The sequence below is a fragment of the Marinobacter sp. SS21 genome, from assembly GCF_028369065.1.
Classification (GTDB): Bacteria; Pseudomonadota; Gammaproteobacteria; order Pseudomonadales; family Oleiphilaceae; genus Marinobacter.
In genome coordinates this window covers 42,596-61,840 of the sequence record NZ_JAQNDA010000008.1, presented here as the reverse complement: position 1 = coordinate 61,840, position 19,245 = coordinate 42,596, and the positions used below count along the sequence as shown (strand labels likewise).

At 58.8% G+C, this 19,245-nt stretch carries 16 protein-coding genes and 1 tRNA gene; 7 read left to right on the top strand and 10 right to left on the bottom strand.

The window, feature by feature from the left end; genetic code table 11:
• The first annotated feature begins 65 nt into the window (after window positions 1–65).
• From N6L25_RS12130 to pta, 7 genes are all read left to right on the top strand, one after another.
• The gene (locus N6L25_RS12130) at window positions 66–443 is read left to right on the top strand and encodes a sirohydrochlorin chelatase (protein WP_271980644.1); all 378 of its coding nucleotides are present in this window, start codon (window positions 66–68) and stop codon (window positions 441–443) included.
• Window positions 436–1,341, top strand: coding sequence for a TIGR01777 family oxidoreductase (locus N6L25_RS12125; protein ID WP_271980642.1), 906 nt, complete (start codon window positions 436–438; stop codon window positions 1,339–1,341). The genes N6L25_RS12130 and N6L25_RS12125 overlap by 8 nt, the downstream gene beginning before the upstream one ends.
• 111 nt (window positions 1,342–1,452) lie before the next feature.
• On the top strand, window positions 1,453–1,998 hold the full coding sequence (locus N6L25_RS12120) for a hypothetical protein (protein ID WP_271980640.1): 546 nt from the start codon (window positions 1,453–1,455) through the stop codon (window positions 1,996–1,998).
• A gap of 86 nt (window positions 1,999–2,084) precedes the next feature.
• Window positions 2,085–2,160, top strand: a tRNA-Glu gene (locus N6L25_RS12115).
• A 444-nt stretch (window positions 2,161–2,604) separates the two neighbouring features.
• Window positions 2,605–5,022 (top strand): bifunctional diguanylate cyclase/phosphodiesterase, encoded by a 2,418-nt coding sequence (locus tag N6L25_RS12110; protein ID WP_271980638.1) that lies wholly within the window; start codon window positions 2,605–2,607, stop codon window positions 5,020–5,022.
• Between the two features lie 28 nt (window positions 5,023–5,050).
• On the top strand, window positions 5,051–6,244 hold the full coding sequence (locus N6L25_RS12105; protein ID WP_271980636.1) for an acetate/propionate family kinase: 1,194 nt from the start codon (window positions 5,051–5,053) through the stop codon (window positions 6,242–6,244).
• Between the two features lie 48 nt (window positions 6,245–6,292).
• Window positions 6,293–8,443 (top strand): phosphate acetyltransferase, encoded by a 2,151-nt coding sequence (pta, locus tag N6L25_RS12100; RefSeq protein WP_271980634.1) that lies wholly within the window; start codon window positions 6,293–6,295, stop codon window positions 8,441–8,443.
• A gap of 167 nt (window positions 8,444–8,610) precedes the next feature.
• Here pta and der read toward each other — a convergent pair whose 3' ends face one another.
• The 10 genes from der to N6L25_RS12050 form a co-directional block, all read right to left on the bottom strand.
• Window positions 8,611–10,035, bottom strand: a complete 1,425-nt coding sequence (gene der / locus N6L25_RS12095; protein WP_271980632.1) for a ribosome biogenesis GTPase Der — start codon at window positions 10,033–10,035, stop codon at window positions 8,611–8,613.
• Between the two features lie 58 nt (window positions 10,036–10,093).
• Window positions 10,094–11,257, bottom strand: a complete 1,164-nt coding sequence (gene bamB / locus N6L25_RS12090) for an outer membrane protein assembly factor BamB (protein ID WP_271980630.1) — start codon at window positions 11,255–11,257, stop codon at window positions 10,094–10,096.
• Window positions 11,257–11,913: a YfgM family protein gene (locus N6L25_RS12085; RefSeq protein WP_271980628.1), complete on the bottom strand. Its 657-nt coding sequence runs from the start codon at window positions 11,911–11,913 to the stop codon at window positions 11,257–11,259. The genes bamB and N6L25_RS12085 overlap by 1 nt, the downstream gene beginning before the upstream one ends.
• 63 nt (window positions 11,914–11,976) lie before the next feature.
• Window positions 11,977–13,230, bottom strand: coding sequence for a histidine--tRNA ligase (gene hisS / locus N6L25_RS12080; RefSeq protein ID WP_442915241.1), 1,254 nt, complete (start codon window positions 13,228–13,230; stop codon window positions 11,977–11,979).
• Between the two features lie 78 nt (window positions 13,231–13,308).
• Window positions 13,309–14,427, bottom strand: coding sequence for a flavodoxin-dependent (E)-4-hydroxy-3-methylbut-2-enyl-diphosphate synthase (ispG, locus tag N6L25_RS12075; RefSeq protein WP_271980623.1), 1,119 nt, complete (start codon window positions 14,425–14,427; stop codon window positions 13,309–13,311).
• Window positions 14,428–14,480: 53 nt separating this feature from the next.
• Window positions 14,481–15,494, bottom strand: coding sequence for a RodZ domain-containing protein (locus tag N6L25_RS12070; RefSeq protein WP_271980621.1), 1,014 nt, complete (start codon window positions 15,492–15,494; stop codon window positions 14,481–14,483).
• Window positions 15,484–16,281 carry a type IV pilus biogenesis/stability protein PilW gene (gene pilW / locus N6L25_RS12065; protein WP_271980937.1) on the bottom strand — a complete coding sequence of 266 codons (798 nt, stop codon included), beginning with the start codon at window positions 16,279–16,281 and terminating at the stop codon, window positions 15,484–15,486. The genes N6L25_RS12070 and pilW overlap by 11 nt, the downstream gene beginning before the upstream one ends.
• Window positions 16,282–16,345: 64 nt before the next feature.
• Entirely contained in the window at window positions 16,346–17,458 is a 1,113-nt protein-coding gene (rlmN, locus tag N6L25_RS12060; protein ID WP_271980619.1) for a 23S rRNA (adenine(2503)-C(2))-methyltransferase RlmN, read from the bottom strand.
• A 67-nt stretch (window positions 17,459–17,525) separates the two neighbouring features.
• Window positions 17,526–17,954 (bottom strand): nucleoside-diphosphate kinase, encoded by a 429-nt coding sequence (ndk, locus tag N6L25_RS12055; RefSeq protein ID WP_271980617.1) that lies wholly within the window; start codon window positions 17,952–17,954, stop codon window positions 17,526–17,528.
• Window positions 17,955–18,025: 71 nt separating this feature from the next.
• The gene (locus N6L25_RS12050) at window positions 18,026–19,174 is read right to left on the bottom strand and encodes an IscS subfamily cysteine desulfurase (protein ID WP_271980615.1); all 1,149 of its coding nucleotides are present in this window, start codon (window positions 19,172–19,174) and stop codon (window positions 18,026–18,028) included.
• Window positions 19,175–19,245: the final 71 nt, after the last annotated feature.

Genomic DNA, 19,245 nt, shown 5'->3' with positions numbered 1-19,245 from the left:
CGTCTTTGCAGCGAGCTGTTAGACTATAGGGTAACCGGGTGACCACCCATGAGCCAGGAGCCGCAATGACCACCGAGACCCGAATCATCCTGCTTGCCCACGGCAGCAGCGACAAGCATTGGTGCCAAACCTTTGAAACGCTCGCCGCACCAACCCTGGAAGCGGTGCCTCAGTCGGTGGTTGCCTATATGGAACTGAGTACGCCGTCACTGGAACAGGTCATCAAGGAATCCGTAGCGCAAGGTTATCGTCGATTTGTCGTTCTCCCTCTTTTCCTCGCCGCCGGCCGACACCTCCGCAAGGACGTACCGGCGATGATCGCCACATTGGAAGTGACCTACGGTACCACCATTTCCCTGGCCGCCCCCATTGGGGAAAATCCGCATCTGGGGCAAGCCATTCGATACGTGGTTGAAGACACGCTGGAGGCATCCTATGGCTAAAACCGCCCTACTCACCGGAGGGACAGGGTTTATTGGCCAGAAGTTATGTCACACCCTGAACCATCGGGGCTACCACCTGACGGTTTTCAGCCGTCAAGCCCCGGAGAATGTGAAAACCCTTTGCGGTCGCGTCGAAACCGTTTCTTCGCTGGCAGAACTGTCCGGCCACCCCGGCTTCGACTTGGTGATCAACCTCGCCGGAGAAGGCATCGCGGACAAACGCTGGAACGCACGCCGTAAACGACTCATCCGCGTTAGCCGTGTCAATTTGACCGAAGATCTGGTCAATACCATCAATACCTGGTCGCGAATGCCCTCGGCGTTGGTATCGGGCTCCGCCGTGGGCTTCTACGGGGACCAGGGCGAACGACCGGTGTCGGAGCACACCCCGCCCAACGATGAGTTCACGCACCAGTTATGCCGTGACTGGGAGGCCGTCGCCCAGCAGTTGAGCGCATCCGGCGTTCGCGTCTGCATTTCCCGGACCGGGCTGGTGGTTGGCCCGGCCGGCGGCTTTCTGCAACGGATGCTGCCTCCGTTCCGGCTTGGTTTGGGGGGCAAACTCGGCAACGGCAAGCAGTACATGCCATGGGTGCACCGAGACGATGTCGTCAACGCCTTGATCTGGATGGCAGAAACCGACACCGCCACGGGTCCCTATAACGTAGTTAGCCCCAACCCCGTCCGCAACCAGGAATTCACTGCCTGCCTCGCCAGGGTGCTCAAGCGACCAGCAGTGCTGCCGGCACCGGCGTTAGCGCTCAGAGCAGCCCTCGGGGAGATGGCCAGGTTGCTACTCACGGGCCAGAATGCGGTTCCCCAGCGGCTTCAGGAAGGCTCCTTCGAGTTCAGCTATCCAGAATTGGAAGCCGCTTTGCGGGATGCGATCCAGCCCTGATAGCCCCATTCTCGCAAGCGCGACGGCTCGCACATCATCGCCATCGCCCTTGTGCTAGCCTAGCGTGATCCATTACTTGAGACTCGCCGGCCGATGCTACGCCCCCCTCTCTTGATGCTGATGCTGATGCTAGCCAGCCCGCTGCTACCGACGTCCAGCCAAGCCGCCGGTGCCGCGCAGAGCTTTGAATCGTGCTCAATGATCACCAGCGAATACCTGACCGTCCTGCAACTGATGTCTCGGGGTTTTGGCCGCGACACTTTGATGGCGAATCTGCCCGAAATCAGCGAACCTGCCCAGGCACGAGTAAACTCCCTGTTCTCCATGGTAGAAACTGATGGTCTGACGGAATCCTACTCACGCATCAATGCAGAGTATTCCAGCTGCGCCAAAGGGGTCTATCAAGCTCGCGGTACCCCCGCAACAGGCAGTCGCGAGGCCCATTTCTATTTCTGCGCCGGTGAAAACAAGGTGCGCTATGAAATTGTCATGGCCGCAGTGATCGGCGCAGACCGAGCCGATGTAACGCCCCAACTGCCGCCCCAGTATCGCCCAACCGTAAACGCCCTTTTTGATTTGCACCGGTCGGAAGGCCCACTCACCGTGTTCGATGAACTGGCGAGCGAACTGAAAAAGTGCCTGATCCAGCGGCCATAAACTTTTTTCAAAAACCGTTTGACAGTGACTTCGAGCTTACCTAATATACGCGCCACCTCAACGAGGCAAGCGGTTGAACGCGATGCGTCCCCTTCGTCTAGTGGCCTAGGACTCCGCCCTTTCACGGCGGCAACAGGGGTTCGAACCCCCTAGGGGACGCCACTTTCAACTGCCCCATCAGGCAGCCTGTCGGCAACGCCTATGTGGTTACCCAGCCTGTTTTAAGGCGCTTCGGGTAGCCAAGACAACGAACCCAAAAGTACTATTGACCCTCCGTTAATATGTAACGGCTCGTTCCGGTTCAGCTACCTCAGCCATCTGAACGAAGTGCCCCCAGGTTTGGTCACCCCAGCGATCAGTTACTCGATTGCCACCTGGCAAGTTTTGCTCTCGTTTTCGGCCATCGGGGTTGCAAATACGCCGCTGTCACGACCGGCAGAGAATACAAAAATCCTACTTTCCTAGAGCACTTGCGTCGCGCTGCTGCTATAGTTCGATAGAAATCGGTTATGGTGAGGCGTTGTTCCGGTGCAGCCAAACGACCTCCCCTCCAAGAAATCAGCAACACCTTCGCTTGCAACTTTGGACGCTAGCTCAATAAACGGCATGCAAAAACTGTCGAGTCGCCTGCAACAGTTCCGGACCGGATCTCCGCTGTCGTTTCGGTTGCTTGCCTATATCCTGCTTTTCAGCTCTTTGTTCACCCTGCTGGCCTCCGGCATCCAGATCTACAGTGACTTTCGCAAAGACGTCTCGGTGATCGAGGAACGCATGGCGGTCGTCGAGACCAGTTATTCCAGCAGCCTGTCACGTAGCCTTTGGGCGCTCGACCAGAAACTGCTTGAAATTCAGATGGAAGGAATACTGAGTCTGCCGGACATCGTGCAACTGCGTTTGCGCATTTCTCCCAGTTCCGAGATTGTGTTGGGCGAAGTTCCCCGCGCAGCCGCTATTCGGGAGCACAGTTTCACCCTCGTTCATGAGGGAGACGAGGTGTTCAAACTGGGTGACATGAAAATTACCGCCAGTCTGGACCAGATTTACGCCAAGATGCAACGCCAAGTCCTGGTAATCCTGGCCACCCAGTTCCTGAAAACTTTCTTCATTTCGATCCTGATCGTGTGGATCTTCCAGTACTTTGTCACTCGCCATCTGTCGGCCATGGCGAACTATGCCCGTAACTTCTCCCTAAGCAATCTCAATCAGCCCCTGAAGTTGGATCGGCCCGATACCGAGGTAAACCGGATTGATGAACTCTCGCAAGTGACTGAGGCCATCAACCACATGCGAGCGCGACTGCAGCAGGATCTGGAGAAACAATCCCGGGACGCCGACAAGATTCGCAAGCTGTCCAAGGCAATCCAGCAAAGCCCGTCCTCGGTCATCATTTGTGACCGCCAATGGCGCATTGAGTTTGTAAACCAAAAGTTTACCCAACTGACCGGATACGACGCCGAGAGCATGGCCGGCAAGCACCCCGGCATGCTTACAGACGACCCCTTCCTGCAGCGGGAAAACCGTCAGCTCTGGCAGGCCATTCAGTTACAGGTGCAGCGGGTCGGAGTCTGGCAAGGCGAGTCCAACAGCATTCGCAAGAGTGGTGAGCGTTTCTGGGAACAGCTGATTGTTACCCCCATCAAAGACTCCGACGGCCAAGTGACCAATTACCTGATCCTCGGTGAAGACATCAGCATCCGAAAACGCTATGAACAACAGCTGCTGCGCCAGGCCAACTACGACATTCTCACCGGCTTGCCCAACCGGATGCTGGCCCTGGACCGACTGAAACTGGCGCTGGCTCAAGCCAAACGGGAAAACACCCTGGTAGGCGTCATGTTCCTGGACCTGGACAACTTCAAACACATCAACGACACCATGGGCCACGACGCGGGCGACAATTTGTTGATCGAAGCGGCGCGGCGAATTTCCAGTTCCCTCAGGGGCACCAGCACCGTTGCCCGGCTCGGCGGCGATGAATTCCTGGTGGTATTGCCCGGATTGCAAGGGGCCGACTCCACCTCCCAGGTGGCGGACCGGATTCTGCAGACTTTTGCCTCGCCCTTCCTCCTGGGAAACCAGGAAGTCTTCGTGACCACCAGCATCGGGATCGCCATTTATCCCACCGATTCGGACAACAGCGGGAATCTGCTGCAACATGCCGATGCGGCCATGTATCAGGCGAAAAACAAGGGCAAAAGTGCCTACGAGCGCTTTGCGCCGGAAATGAAGGAAGTCTCCCACGAGCGCCTGCAGATCGAGTCCCGCATGCGACGTGCGCTGGAGCTCAACGAGTTCGAGCTTTACTACCAACCCATCGTTCAGACCGACACCGGCATGCTGAGTGGGGCTGAGGCCCTGCTGCGCTGGAACAATCCAACCATGGGAACGGTGATGCCGGACAAGTTCATTCCGCTCGCGGAGGAAACCGGTCTGATCATTCCGATTGGCGAGTGGGTGCTGGAACAGGCCTGTGCGTCCGCGGTCCATTGGGAGCAGGCCACCGGGACCAAGCTGGGCATTGCCGTTAATGTTTCACCCCGCCAGTTCCGGGACCCCGGCTTTGTCGATGCGGTGCTACGGGCGTTGCGGCATACCGGGCTGGACCCACGCCGATTGGAGCTCGAGATCACCGAGCGATTGCTCCTCGACAACACCATCGAAACCTCCGACATTTTGTCCCGACTCGACGAAGAAGGAGTCCGCTTGTCGGTGGACGATTTCGGCACCGGTTATTCCGCACTCAGTTACCTGAAGAGCTATCCATTCGACACCCTGAAAATCGACAAATCCTTCATTCGCGATGTGATGAAAGAACAAGACGACGCCTCTCTGGTCAAGGCGATCATCACTATGGCCCATAGCCTGGGCTTGCAGGTCATCGCCGAAGGCGTGGAGGAAGAAGACCAAACCCACTTCCTCAGAGAACAGGGCTGCGATTATTCCCAAGGCTATTACTATAGCCGCCCTTCCCCGCAACTTGAGTTTGAAGATTGGCTACGCTCCAATTACCGGGCTCAGATGTAACCCCTCGTTAGATCAATAAGGTTATCTCATGGATGACAACATTCTTGTGGTCAATTGCGGCAGTTCGTCGCTCAAGCTGGCTGTTTTTGACAGCGATCTGAACAGCCTCGCCCATGGACTGGCTGAACGGCTAAACTCCGAAGAAGCCAGCGCCAAGGCACGCACCGTCGACCAACAAGCGCTGGCGCTGCCCGCCAACGCCGACCACCACATGGCCCTGGTCACGTTGATTGAGCATTTTCGGTCTGTCGGCATCCTCAAGTCCGCCCCGGTGGCCATCGGGCATCGCGTCGTGCACGGAGGCGAAGCCTTCACCGACGCGGCCCTGATCACACCCGAGGTGATCCAGGCCATTGACCGCTGTTCGGCGCTGGCGCCACTGCACAATCCGGTCAATATGATCGGCATTGATGCCGCTCGGGCGCTGTTTCCCGACGTACCCCAGGTGGCGGTATTCGATACCGCTTTTCATCAAAGCCTGCCGCCCAAAGCCTTTCATTATGCGCTGCCAACCCGCTTTTACCGCGACTGGGGCGTTCGCCGCTATGGCTTTCACGGTACCAGCCACCAGTTCATGGCCAACGAAGCTGCACGCCTGTTGAAGCAGCCTACGGATCAGACATCGATTATCTCCGCTCATCTGGGCAACGGCTGCAGCATCACCGCGATCCGCAACGGTCGAAGCGTCGACACCAGCATGGGGCTGACGCCGCTGGAAGGTCTGGTGATGGGAACCCGCAGCGGCGACATTGATCCCGGACTGTTTGACTTCCTGATGGGCAAAGGCCTGAGTACCGCAGAGATAAACCGAATTCTGAATCGGGAGAGCGGACTGCTGGGATTGTCAGGAGCAACCAATGACATGCGCACTCTCACTGAGCGCGCCAAAGCAGGACACCCGCCATCAACGCTGGCTATTGAGGTATTCTGCTTCCGCCTGGCCCGGTACATCGGTGCCATGATGGCCTCGCTCGACCGACTCGACGCCTTGGTATTTACCGGAGGCATCGGCGAGAACAGCGCCAGCGTCCGTGCCGCAACCCTCGATCACCTGGCCCTGCTCGGATTCAAACTGGATTCGGCAGCCAACTCGTCCCATGGCAGGGACAATGAGCACCGAATTCATGAGGCGAGCAGTCGATTTCCAGTACTGGTCGTCCCGACCAACGAGGAGCTGGTCATCGCTCAGGCCGCCCGTGACAGGGGCTACGGCCCGCACTAGGCCAGCCACCACCTCGCCATAAAATTGCCACACAGTTAAGGAAAAACGATGGCCAAGAATCTCTTTATCGCACCCACCGCGCTGCACTGCGGTCTCACCTCGGTATGCCTGGGTCTGCATCGCGCCCTCGACCGGGTCGGTGTGCGCGTAGGCTTTTTCAAACCCTTTTCCCAACCGGACAGCAACGGGCGCCTGTACTCACCGGGCAGCGAAGATGCCTCCGTCACGTTTATCAGCGCTCAAAGTGAGCTCGTGCCGCCAACGCCCATCGACCTCAAACGCGCTCAAAAATTGCTCAACCAGGGCAAAGCCGATTTCCTGATGGAAGACGTGGTGGCCCAGTACCAGAAAGTGGCCAGCGCCGTCGATGTGGTGATCATCGAAGGCCTGGTGCCAGACCGCAGCGAAGCCTACATCGCTCGTCTAAATGTGGAAGTGGCTCGCAACCTCGGCGCTGAGGTTATCCTGGTCAGCGCTCCGCAAGACGCCGCGCCGGAGGCGTTGGATGAACAACTGGACTTCTCCGCCAGACTGTTCGCCGCGCCCAGCGATCCCGATGTGATCGGCGTGATCCTCAACAAGGTCGGTGAACCCGAGCGGCCGGAATTTAGCCCCCGGATCAATGCGGAGCTAAGCCAGCAGGTTCCTGACTATGCAAATCAGTGCAAGGTGTTCAGCAGCCAGCGTTTCCGCCTGCTGGGAATGATCCCCTGGCAGCCCGAGCTGCTCTCGCCCCGGGTTTTCGACATTGCCCGCGAACTCGACTGCCCGGTGCTTCATCAGGGCCAGCTCGCCACAAGGCGGGTACGCAAAGTCACCGTCTGCGCCCAATCCATTCGCAATATGGCCCACACCCTGCTGCCAGGCACCCTGGTGGTAACTCCCGGTGATCGGGACGACATTATCCTGGCCACCGCTGTCGCCGCCCTGAACGGCGTGCCCCTGGCCGGATTGCTGCTTACCGGTAGCCTGTCCCCGGACGAACGGGTGTTGACCCTGTGTGGCAAGGCTCTCGAAACCGGGTTGCCCATTCTTGCCACCGACGCCAACACCTTCGAAATCGCCCAGAAGCTGGCTGGCCTGGCGCCGTCAATTCCCGTGGATGACCCCGAGCGCGTGGAACAGGCCATGGAAGCCGTGGCCACCAATCTGGACACCGAATGGCTGCAGCAACACCTGAGCCTTCAGCGCCAGCGTCGACTGTCGCCACCGGCGTTCCGCTATCAACTCTCGGAACGAGCCCGGGCGGCAAGCAAGCGCATCGTACTGCCAGAGGGCAACGAACCCCGTACCGTGCAGGCCGCGATCCTTTGCCACCAGCGTCAATTGGCCCATTGCGTTCTGATCGGTGATCGCCAGGAGATTGCCGCCGTAGCCCAAACCCAGGGCTTCGCCCTGCCGGATGATCTGGAAGTCATCGATCCGGACAGCGTGCGCGAGCGCTATATCCAATCCATGGTGGAGCTGCGCCGGCATAAGGGCTTGGCGCCGGATATGGCTGAGGCGATGCTGGAAGACAATGTGGTTTTGGGCACCATGATGGTGGCCATGGATGAGGCCGATGGCCTGGTCTCCGGCGCGGTTCACACCACCGCCAACACCGTGCGCCCGGCCTTGCAGCTGATCAAGACTCATGACGATGCGCGGGTAGTCTCTTCGGTTTTCTTCATGCTGCTGCCGGAGCAGGTGCTGGTCTATGGCGACTGCGCCATCAATCCAGACCCTGATGCAGAATCCCTCGCTGACATCGCGATTCAAAGTGCCGAGTCCGCCCAAGCCTTCGGTGTTGAACCACGGGTCGCGATGATCAGCTACAGCACCGGGGAGTCCGGTAGCGGAGACGATGTGGACAAGGTGCGAGAGGCAACTCGCATCGCCCAACAGCGCCGGCCGGACCTTCTCATCGATGGACCACTGCAATACGATGCCGCTGCCATCGCCAGCGTTGCCAAAAGCAAGGCTCCCGATAGCCCGGTGGCCGGCAAGGCGACGGTATTCGTATTCCCTGACCTGAACACCGGCAACACCACCTATAAGGCCGTTCAACGCAGCGCCAACGTGGTCAGCATCGGCCCCATGTTGCAAGGTTTACGCAAGCCGGTGAACGATCTGTCGCGGGGTGCCCTGGTGGACGATATTGTATTCACCATTGCGCTGACCGCAGTACAGGCCAAGCAGGTGGCGGATGCCGGGAGGTGATCACCTCCCCAACAGCAGACTTGAGTGATTAAGGCCTCACCGAGGCCTTAGGCTGGGCCCAATCGCGATAAATCGGGTATTCAGTGATCGCGGTTGGGCCAGGTCTTGACCCCAGCTGGGCCGGGCGTCTTGCAGAGTATTGTCGGGCCGGCGCGATGCCGCTCTCCCTATGGCCGCTTCTTGCTTTTCATCCGGACCTTCTTCACCCGTTTACCCTTGCGAAGATCGTTATCTTTTTTGACCTTCTGACGAGGTGTCAGGCGGTCGACCTTACCCGCGTAGGGGTTCTCGCCACTGCGGAATTCGAACCTGATTGGCGTCCCGGTTACTTTCAGGACCCGGCGGAAGGTGTTTTCCAGATAACGTTTGTAGGCCCCTGGCAGGGCATCGGTCTGGTTGCCGTGAACCACCACAATCGGCGGATTGGAGCCGCCCTGGTGAGCGTAACGCAGTTTAATGCGACGACCGTGTACCATCGGTGGCTGATGTTGGGCGCTGGCATCCTGAAGAATTGCGGTCAGTCGGTTGGTGGGCCACTTCGCCATAGCCGAGTCATAACAGTCAGCCACCGACTCGTACATAACCCCGACGCCGGAGCCGTGCAATGCCGAGATGTAGTGCTTATCGGCATAATCGAGAAACTCCAGCCGGCGCTGGACCTGCTCTTTGACCCGGGCTCGATCTTCCTGATCCATGCCGTCCCACTTGTTGACCGCGATGACCAGTGACCGGCCAGCATCCAGGACAAAGCCGATCAGATGGAGGTCCTGGTCGACCAACCCCTCCCGGGCATCGATCACCAGAATCACTACATGGGCATCTTCGATGGCCTGAAGGGTTTTGATGATGGAAAACTTCTCGACGGCCTCGCGCACATTCTTGCGGCGCCGAACGCCGGCGGTATCAATCAGGGTGTATTCCTTACCTTGCCGCTCGTAAGGAATGTAGACGCTGTCCCGCGTGGTACCGGGCATGTCGTAGACCACCACCCGGTCCTCACCCAGCATGCGATTAACCAGGGTGGATTTGCCCACGTTGGGGCGGCCGACAATACCGATGCGGATACCGGGATACTTATGCGCCAAGTCCTCTTCCGCTTCGGCCTCGATGTCTGGCAACAACGCTTCCAGCAAGGAGCGAATACCCCGGTTATGGGAGGCGGCGATCAGAAATGGAGACTCGAAGCCAAGGCTGTAGAAATCACTGGCCGCCACATCGGGATCTTGGCCATCGGTCTTGTTGACCACCAGGTGAGCCGGCTTGCCCATCCGGCGCAGGTGAGCGGCAATGAGCTCATCCCCTGCCGTCAGCCCGGCCTTGCCATCCACCAAGAACAGAACGATGGTGGCCTCTTCAACCGCCTGCAGGGATTGCCGCGCCATTTCGGCGTCGATACCTTGCTCGTCTCCGGTGAGACCGCCGGTATCGATGACGATAAAACGCTGCCCTTCATAGTTACCTTCACCGTATTTCCGGTCACGGGTCAGGCCTGGGAAGTCAGCGACCAGCGCGTCCCGGGAGCGGGTCATTTGATTGAACAGAGTCGATTTGCCGACATTGGGCCGACCCACCAGGGCAATAACAGGCGTCATAGTGTTCGCGTATCCAGATATGGGAAGGCCGGGGGCAGAACTCCCCGGCCGGTGGCGCTCAGTCGCGCTCGTTTAATTCAAACAGACTCAGCTTGCCGCTGTTGCCGTATACCAACAACTTGTCCTGCAGGCGCTGCATGGGGATCCAGAGGCCTTCATCATCGTACTCCAGCTGTCCCAGCAAGCGGCCATCGTCCCGAGCCAGTATATGGATATAGCCTTCAAAATCTCCGACCACCAGGTAATCGTCGAACACCACAGGCCGGCTAAGCTGCCGCCAGGCCAGTTTATCCTGGGTCCAAATGGCGCGTCGGCTGGAACCCTCGTAGGCAACCAAATGACCATTGGATTCCGAGACATAGATATTCCCGTCTGCGATGGCCGGCGTGTGAAGGCTGGAACTCGCACGGCTCCAGATTTCCTGTCCGGTTCGCAAATCCACCAACGCCAACTTGCCCTGATAGCCGGTCACCAATGCCGCCGACTCCAACACCAGGGGCTCGCTGGTCACGTCCACCAATCGCTCAAGTTCGGTACGCCCCTGAGGCTCACCGACGGTGTACTGCCAAAGCGGTTGGCCAGTGTCCGATGCCAGCGCAAACAGGCGTCCGCTGGAAAATGACACCAGCGTCATGTCGCTACCCACCAGCGGCGGTGCCGATGCTCTGAGGCTCAGGACCGGAACCACACCGTCATACTGCCAACGTTTCTCGCCCGAGGCACCGTCGAACGCCAGTACGTTTCCGTCCACCGTCTGCACCACCACGATGTCCCCGTTGGATCGGGGCGAGGCGATGACCTCGTTCGGTAGTGCCGCTTCCCACAACACCGAACCGTCCGTGATGGACAGAACAACCAGCTCGGCGTTGCCGGTCACCAGGTAAAGTCGTTGCTGATCACCACCAATGCCGGCAAGCAGGCTGGTATCGAGGTATTGCCACCAGTGTACTTTGCCCGTCTCAATGGTGGCGGCGACGACGGTACCGTCCGCCGCAGCGGCATAAACACGATCATCGGCAACCAGGGGCCCCAACTGCATCAATTGCTCGTCATGCCCCTCGCCCACCTGCATATCCCAGATCTCGTCGAACTCGACTCTGTCGACAATCTCCGGCACCGGCGCGGGCTGCTCAAACGTATCCCGGGAACTGCACCCGGCCAGGCCGATCGCGGTCAGCCCTACCAGTCCAAGCAACCCACTACGGCTTAGCGCCTTGAGCATCAAGAGCCCTCCCCGATGCCCAGATCCGCCAGTTTCAGCTCCAGTACACCATTGCGTCCGGTGCGACTCGCCTGACGCGCCTGCAAATAAGCCTCACCGGCGGCTTCCTGATCGCCCTGAGCCATCAGGATATCGCCTTCCAGCTCCGCCAACAGCGCCTTGAAGCTGCTGGGGTTACTGGCGTCGCGCACGGTTGCCAAGGCTTCATCCAGTTGTCCGTTAGCCAGCTGAGCTCGAGCCAGGCGGCTGCGTACCACCAGCTCCAGGGCCGGATTGCCGGCGGCGCGTTCATGAGCCCACTGCAATGAGGCAAGCGCGGCGCTGTCATCGTTAAGCTCAACCAGCTGCAGTTGCGCCAGAATCAGCGTTCCATAGATGGCGTAGGCACTGTCCTCGAACTCTTCCTGCAACTGGGATGCGACATAGCTGACGGTCTCAGCGCGACTCTCATCAGCCTGGTCACTGTAGGCAATTAACAGGTTGGCAAACTCCGCTGCTGCTGCGCTACGTTGCTGGTCCTGTTGCTTCTGCCAGGCCTGCCAACCGAACACAATTGCCAATGCGGCACCGATACCGATCAGAAGTGAACTGCCGTTTTTCTTCCACCAGTTCTTGATCGCCTGAATCTGTTCTTCTTCGGTACGCAACTCGGCCATGCTGTCTCCTGTTATCGTCAATTATTCTGGCGTAAGGGTCAGCCGACCCTCGGTCTCGCGTATTTAGTGGTCAAGCAGTTTCGTCAGCGCTTCGACCACATTGGATTGCGGTACTTCCAGCTGGGCAGCCTCGGCACGCAGCGGCTTGAGCCCCACCGTGCCGGCCTGCACCTCATTCTCTCCCAGAATCAACGCCACCTGGGCGCCGCTTCGGTCTGCCTTCTTCATCTGGCTTTTGAAACTGCCACCGCCGCAATGGGTGATCACCGTTAACGCCGGCAGTGCGGTCCGCAGCTGTTCACCGAGCTGTTGGGCCGCGGCTACCGCACTGTCACCCAACGCGGTGACGTAAACATCGGCATCGTTGTTAACGTGCGCGGGCACCAGATCCAGTGTTTCGAGCATCAGGATCAGCCGTTCCAGGCCCATGGCAAAGCCAACCGCCACGGTGGGTTTGCCACCGAGCTGTTCCACCAGACCATCATAGCGGCCGCCTGCACACACAGTGCCCTGGGCACCGAGACTATCCGTGATCCATTCAAAAACCGTCTTGCCGTAGTAGTCGAGACCGCGCACCAGGCGTGGGTTGACGGTGTACTCGATTCGGGCAGCGTCCAGCAGAGCCCGGAGACGACTGAAATGCACCCGAGACTCGTCGTCGAGGTAGTCGTCCAGCCTTGGAGCGTCCGCCAGGATCGCCTGGGTCTCTGCGCTCTTGCTGTCAAGAATGCGCAGTGGATTGGTACTCAGACGACGCTGACTGTCGCTATCCAACTGGTCATGGTAGTCCGACAGGTAGGCCACCAGAGCTTCGCGGTACTGTTTACGGGACTCCGAGGTGCCAATGGAGTTAATTTCCAAGCGGGTGTGGCTGGCCAGGCCCAGCGCTTGCCACAACCGGGCGGTCAGCACCAACAGCTCGGCGTCGATATCTGGCCCGTCCATGCCGAAGCATTCCACGCCAATCTGGTGAAACTGTCGATATCGGCCTTTCTGCGGCCGTTCGTGGCGGAACATGGGCCCGATGTACCAGAGACGCCGGGTTTGGTTAAACAACAGGCCATGCTCTTCGGCGGCACGAACGCAGCCAGCCGTGCCTTCCGGACGCAGCGTCAGGCTATCGCCGTTGCGGTCCTCAAAGGTGTACATTTCCTTTTCGACGATGTCAGTGACTTCACCAATCGAGCGCTTGAACAGGTCGGTCTGTTCCACCACCGGCATGCGGATTTCCTGGTAGCCGTAACTGCCAAGCACCTGCCGTACCGTTTGCTCTACGTACTGCCAAACCGGAGTCTGTTCGGGCAGGATGTCATTCATCCCGCGAATAGCCTGAATCTTTGCCAAGGGATAACCTTTCGTTCGAATACTGTTTGCGATGTGACGAGGTATTCGGCCCTAGTCGCCGGAGCGCGCTATGATGGCCGCTTCCTGCTCGGTCCGACGGGCGACCTCGTCGCGGATCAGGCGTTCAAGGTCGTCGGTCAAGGTAGCGTTGTCCAGCTTCTGGTCCGGACGTCCCGCCAGATAGAACAGGTTCTTCGGGCTGCCACCGGTCAGGCCGACATCCGCTTCCTTGGCCTCGCCTGGCCCGTTCACCACACAGCCGATAATAGCCACATCGAGCGCGGTATTGACGTCTTCGAGGCGGGCTTCCAGATCGTTCATGGTCTGGATCACGTCGAAGTTCTGACGGGAACAGCTTGGGCAGGCAATAAAGTTGATGCCGCGAGATCTCAGGCGCAGGCTCTTGAGAATGTCGTAGCCAACCTTGATTTCCTGCACCGGATCGGCCGCCAGGGACACCCGGATGGTGTCGCCGATTCCATCCATCAACAGCATGCCCAGGCCAATCGCGGACTTGACCGTACCAGAACGAAATCCGCCCGCTTCAGTGATGCCCAAATGCAACGGTTGCTCAATCTGGGACGCAATCTTGCGGTAGGCGGCCACCGTCATGAACACTTCCGAGGCCTTCAAACTGACTTTGTAATCCTGGAAGTCATGGCGATCAAGGATATCGATGTGCCGCATGGCGGATTCCACCAGCGCGTCCGGTGTCGGTTCGCCGTACTTCTTTTGCAGGTCCTTTTCCAGGGAGCCGGCATTCACCCCGATTCGAATGGGAATATTGCGATCCCGTGCGGCACTGATAACCGCCGAAACCCGGTCCTCACGACCAATATTACCAGGGTTGATGCGCAGGCAGTCCACCCCGAGTTCGGCGACCTTGAGCGCGATGCGGTAGTCAAAATGAATATCCGCCACCAGCGGCAGGGTGACCTGCTGACGAATCTGGCCAAGCGCTTCCGCCGCTTCCATGGACGGCACGGACACCCTGACAATATCGGCCCCCGCATCCTGAATCGCCCGAATCTGGTTGACGGTGGCCTGGACATCGCAGGTATTGGTGTTGGTCATGCTCTGCACCGCGATGGGCGCATCACCACCAACGGGAACATTGCCTACCATGATCTGGCGCGATACGCGCCGTTTAATCGGTGATTCCTGTTTCATATTGGAGCAACCAAAATATTCAAAGAAAGTTCGGCGATGACAGTTTCGCGATCTTAATTACCCAGCGAAAACTCAGTCCGATTGTTGACCACACGATAATCGCTCAGATCGACAGCCTGTCCCTGAAACCGAATGGAGTCAATTGCGTCGACCGCGCCAATAACAACTTGCAACGGAGGCGTCCCGGATACATCCAACCGTTCACCGGACCGTCGCAACCTGGAAGCCAGCCGTCGGCCGGCGGCATCGGTCACCTGGACCCAGCAATCCGCCGAAAAGGTCAGCTGCAAATTCACTTGACCACTCGCCACGGCCGTTGGTGCTGCGGAGGGAGCGGATTCAACCGGCACTGCCGCCGGGGCACTGGGTTCGGCGGGCGCAGGCGCTTGTTCCGGCTCAGGCTGGACCGGCACGGACGCCACGTCCGTTTCTACATCCTCAATCGGGGGCGCCCGGGCCTCAACAGCCTCTACCGCCTGCACCTCCTCAACCGCTGGCTGCGGGTCCGCTGCCCGCTCCGTAAACGGGCCACTGTCGGGCTCTGACGCCATCGGCTCGACCTTGTCGTCGCTTTCGCTTAGCACGGTGGCGTCGCTATCGTCAGCGCTCTCTTCGGTGGCCACCGGGCTGCCGCTGCCATCGATGTCCTCGATCACCAGCTTGTAACTCAGAAAGCCAACCACCATGGCGAACACCAGAAACAGCAAGCCCCGGACGAGCCGGCGCTTGCGATGCTTGCGCTCTTCAATGGTCACCAACGGATGGCTCTGGCGCTCCTGCTCCCGCTCACGCCGCAACGGTTCCAGCTCGGTATCAAGCTGGGCAATCAGGCTCTGGGCGTCAAGTCCCACCTGGCTGGCATAGGTTCTGACGTAGCCCTTGAGGAACAGCTCGCTGCCAATCTCACCAAAGTTGCCACTCTCGATGGCCTGGATCACCGCAGGGCGTAGATGCTGACCCCTTGCGATGTCCGCTACTTGCAACCCCCTGCCCTCACGCGCAGCCTTTAACTGACTGCCAATGGACGGATTGCTCGTTGGTTGGACGCCAGTTTCATCATTCGACATCTGAACTCAACACCTTATATTGTTGGTATTCGGCTGAATCAGGGTATTCATTCTTCAACAACAGTGCCAGGCTGGACTCCCGGTCATGATCGCTGAAAAAACGGGCAATCCGGATACCGGCCAATAAACTTTGAGGCGAATGCCGCATCTCCGGATTCCGCCTCATCGCAGTGGTCAGGCGATTGTAATAGCCAGCGGCCTGGTCATAATTGCCCTGCTCGATCAGCATGCGCGAGAGCGCCAACAACGAATTCGCATGACCTCGGCTCAGCTCGACGGAACGGCGATAGGCCACGGCTGCCGCGTCCACATTGTTCAGCCGCTCTTCCGTCAAGCCAAGATTGAAAAAGACCGAGGCGCGCTCCGGATACCCGGTATCCAGTGTCGCCCGACGGAATTGGGTGCTGGCATCACTGTATCGTTGCTGGGAAAACAGGAAAGCGCCATAGAATACGCGTCCCCGTGTGTAGTTCGGGTTCGAAGCCAGGGCCCGCTGAAAGGATGCCTCGGCCAGATCGAATTCTCCTTCAGACTGGTAGACCAGCCCCATCACCGAGAGTGCGCCCGAGTTTTCAGCATCCAGCTCCAGGGCCCGGTCCAGATGAATCCGCGCCCGATCAATATTGCCCTGGCCGACGTAGGCAGTGGCCAGCTGAACATAGCTGCTCAGGGCCTTCTCTTTATCGGCTTCGCGGGCAAAACGGCTGTCCGTTGTGGTCACGCAGCCTGCCAGCACGACAGCCATCAACACACTGACACTGACTCGTTTGATCGCACCACTCAACATCGTCACTAATCGGATCCTTGGATTGTCGGTCAAACTTTCATCCGTCACACGATCATCCGTCACGTTATGGCTGAACCTGACGAACTTCGATGTAACGCTGGCTGCGCCGGGTACGATCCTCCACCCGGCCCACCAACTGGCCGCAGGCGGCATCGATATCATCGCCACGGGTGGTGCGCACGGTGGTCACGTAACCGGCTTCGTTCAGAATCGTCTGGAAACGCCGGGTAGCCGTCATCTTCGGACGCCGGAAATCACTCTCCGGGAAGGGGTTGAAGGGGATCAGGTTAATCTTGCACGGCAGCCCCCGCAAAAGCCGAGCCAGTTCACGGGCGTGTTCCGGCAGGTCATTGACCCCCTCGATGACGGTGTATTCAATAGTGGCCTTGCGCTTATCCGGCAGGTTCGACAGATACCGCCGGGTGGCTGCCAACAGCTCCGCAATCGGATACTTTTTATTTAACGGTACCAGTTGGTTACGCAACTCATCATTGGGCGCATGCAGCGAAATGGCCAGTGAAACATCGGTAACCTCGCCCAGCCGGTCCAGGGCCGGAACCACACCTGAGGTGCTGAGGGTGACCCGGCGCTTGGAAATGCCGTAAGCCAGATCCTCCATCATGAGGTTCATGGCATCGACAACATTGTCGAAGTTCAGCAATGGCTCGCCCATACCCATCATCACCACGTTGGTGATCGGCCGATCCGAGACATGGTCGAACGGCATAAACGCCTTACGAGCGACCCACACCTGTCCAATGATCTCAGCCGCCGTCAGGTTGCGGTTGAAGCCCCGCTTTCCGGTGGAACAGAAGGTGCAATCCAGGCTACAGCCAATCTGCGAGGAGACGCACAAGGTGCCCCGCTCACCGTCCGGGATCAGCACGGTTTCGACGCTATTGCCGTTGTCCATGCGCATAACCCACTTGCGGGTGCCATCCTTGGAGGTCTCGTCGTAGACCACCTCCGGACCACGCACTTCGGCCACCTGCTTGAGCTTTTCCCGCAGCGGTTTGCTGATGTTGGTCATTTGATCGAAGTCATCCACACCTCGCTGATGCACCCACTGCAAAAGCTGCGTTGCGCGGAAACGTTTTTCCCCAATCGACTCGAAATAGGCCTCCAGCTTGGCCTTGGGCATTCCGAGCAGGTTGGTTTTTTCAGCGGGGGTTGTCATCGGAGAACCTCGATCAGATAACAAACGAGGGCGGGCAGATTAACCTGCTCACCCTCGGGACAACGACTTAGCCGCGTGGGCAGAGTTCGTTGTCGTTAAAGAAATAGGCAACTTCGCGCTCGGCGGAGGCTGCGGAATCGGAACCGTGAACGGCGTTGGCATCGATGGAAGACGCGAAATCGGCACGAATCGTTCCAGCGGCTGCTTCTTGCGGGTTGGTGGCACCCATCAGATCGCGGTTCTTCAGGATGGCACCTTCGCCTTCCAGCACCTGAATCACTACGGGACCGGAGGTCATAAAGGCAACCAGATCACCGAAGAACGGACGCTCTTTGTGCTCAGCGTAGAAACCTTCGGCTTCTTCCTGAGTCAGGTGCTTCATTTTGGCAGCGACAATGCTCAGACCAGCCTTCTCGAAACGGCTGTAAATTTCACCGATAACGTTCTTGGCAACCGCGTCTGGCTTGATGATAGAGAGCGTGCGCTCGTTTGACATGATTTGTCTCCAGTTGAGTGTTCAGGATAAAAATTCAGGGTTGGGATTATACGCAGTCCTGGGCCTACTGCCTACCGGACAGCGCGAAGACGACGGACCACGTCGATCACTTGCGAGGCGGCGAAATCGACTTCCTCCTCAGAGGTATAGCGGCCAATGGAAAAACGCAACGCCCGGTGCGCCTGCTCGTCGCTCAGCCCGATGCCCCGGAGCACATAGGAAGGCTCCAACGTGGCGGACGCGCAGGCCGAGCCGGAGGAGACCGCCAACTCTCTCAGCCCGAGCATAAGCGACTCCGCCTCAACACCCTCGAAGGACAAATTCATGATGCCAGGGACCCGATGCACCGTATGGCCATTCAAGCGCACGCCTTCCAGGGCCTGAACTCCTTCCAGGAAGCGCGCTCGCAAGGCCTCCAGACGAGCCCGCTCCTGATCAAGGTATTCGCCAGCCAACTCAAAGGCCTTCCCCATCCCCACGATCTGATGGGTCGGCAGAGTGCCAGAACGCATCCCCCGCTCGTGACCGCCGCCATGCATCTGCGCCTCAACATGAACACCCGGGGCCCGTCGCACGTAGAGCGCGCCGACGCCTTTGGGGCCATAAACCTTGTGACCGGACAGCGACAACAGATCGACGTTGAGCGTCTGAACATTCACCGGCATCTTGCCGGCAGCCTGGGCGGCATCGACATGGAACAGCACGCCCCTGGCCCGCAGGCACTCGCCAATCGCCGCAATGTCCGTGACGGTTCCCAGCTCATTGTTCACCAGCATCAGGCTGACCAGCACCGTCTGCTCGGTCAGGGCATCGACCACCTGCGCCGGCGTGATACGGCCCGCGTCATCTGGCACCAACCAGGTAACGGAACAGCCCTTGGATTCGAGCCACTTGCAGGTATCCAGTACAGCCTTATGCTCGATACTGGATGTGACTATGTGAGGGTTGACCTTCCCCGCCACCGCCCCTTTGATCGCCAGGTTGTCGGACTCGGTTGCACCGGATGTCCAGACGATTTCTCTTGGGTCGGCGCCAATGAGATCAGCCACCTGGCGACGGGCATTTTCCACCGCCGCTTCGGCCTGCCACCCAAAGCCATGGGAGCGGGACGCGGGATTGCCAAACACGCCATCGACCGTGAGGCATTTTGTCATCTCTTCGGCAACGGCACCGTCTACGGGCGTCGTGGCCGCATAATCCATGTATACAGGTTTCTTCATAGGTTACGACTTTGAACTGGTTTCACACTGACGAATTGGTTTCACACTGACGAATTGGTTTCACACTGGCG

Excerpts from the sequence above, each read along its gene's own strand:
- N6L25_RS12130 (WP_271980644.1), top strand. The coding sequence starts at position 66 with ATGACCACCGAGACCCGAATCATCCTGCTTGCCCACGGCAGCAGCGAC.
- N6L25_RS12125 (WP_271980642.1), top strand. The coding sequence starts at position 436 with ATGGCTAAAACCGCCCTACTCACCGGAGGGACAGGGTTTATTGGCCAG.
- N6L25_RS12110 (WP_271980638.1), top strand. The coding sequence starts at position 2,605 with ATGCAAAAACTGTCGAGTCGCCTGCAACAGTTCCGGACCGGATCTCCG.
- N6L25_RS12105 (WP_271980636.1), top strand. The coding sequence starts at position 5,051 with ATGGATGACAACATTCTTGTGGTCAATTGCGGCAGTTCGTCGCTCAAG.
- pta (WP_271980634.1), top strand. The coding sequence starts at position 6,293 with ATGGCCAAGAATCTCTTTATCGCACCCACCGCGCTGCACTGCGGTCTC.
- der (WP_271980632.1), bottom strand. The coding sequence starts at position 10,035 with ATGACGCCTGTTATTGCCCTGGTGGGTCGGCCCAATGTCGGCAAATCG.
- bamB (WP_271980630.1), bottom strand. The coding sequence starts at position 11,257 with ATGCTCAAGGCGCTAAGCCGTAGTGGGTTGCTTGGACTGGTAGGGCTG.
- N6L25_RS12085 (WP_271980628.1), bottom strand. The coding sequence starts at position 11,913 with ATGGCCGAGTTGCGTACCGAAGAAGAACAGATTCAGGCGATCAAGAAC.
- hisS (WP_442915241.1), bottom strand. The coding sequence starts at position 13,230 with ATGAATGACATCCTGCCCGAACAGACTCCGGTTTGGCAGTACGTAGAG.
- ispG (WP_271980623.1), bottom strand. The coding sequence starts at position 14,427 with ATGAAACAGGAATCACCGATTAAACGGCGCGTATCGCGCCAGATCATG.
- N6L25_RS12070 (WP_271980621.1), bottom strand. The coding sequence starts at position 15,494 with ATGTCGAATGATGAAACTGGCGTCCAACCAACGAGCAATCCGTCCATT.
- pilW (WP_271980937.1), bottom strand. The coding sequence starts at position 16,281 with ATGTTGAGTGGTGCGATCAAACGAGTCAGTGTCAGTGTGTTGATGGCT.
- rlmN (WP_271980619.1), bottom strand. The coding sequence starts at position 17,458 with ATGACAACCCCCGCTGAAAAAACCAACCTGCTCGGAATGCCCAAGGCC.
- ndk (WP_271980617.1), bottom strand. The coding sequence starts at position 17,954 with ATGTCAAACGAGCGCACGCTCTCTATCATCAAGCCAGACGCGGTTGCC.
- N6L25_RS12050 (WP_271980615.1), bottom strand. The coding sequence starts at position 19,174 with ATGAAGAAACCTGTATACATGGATTATGCGGCCACGACGCCCGTAGAC.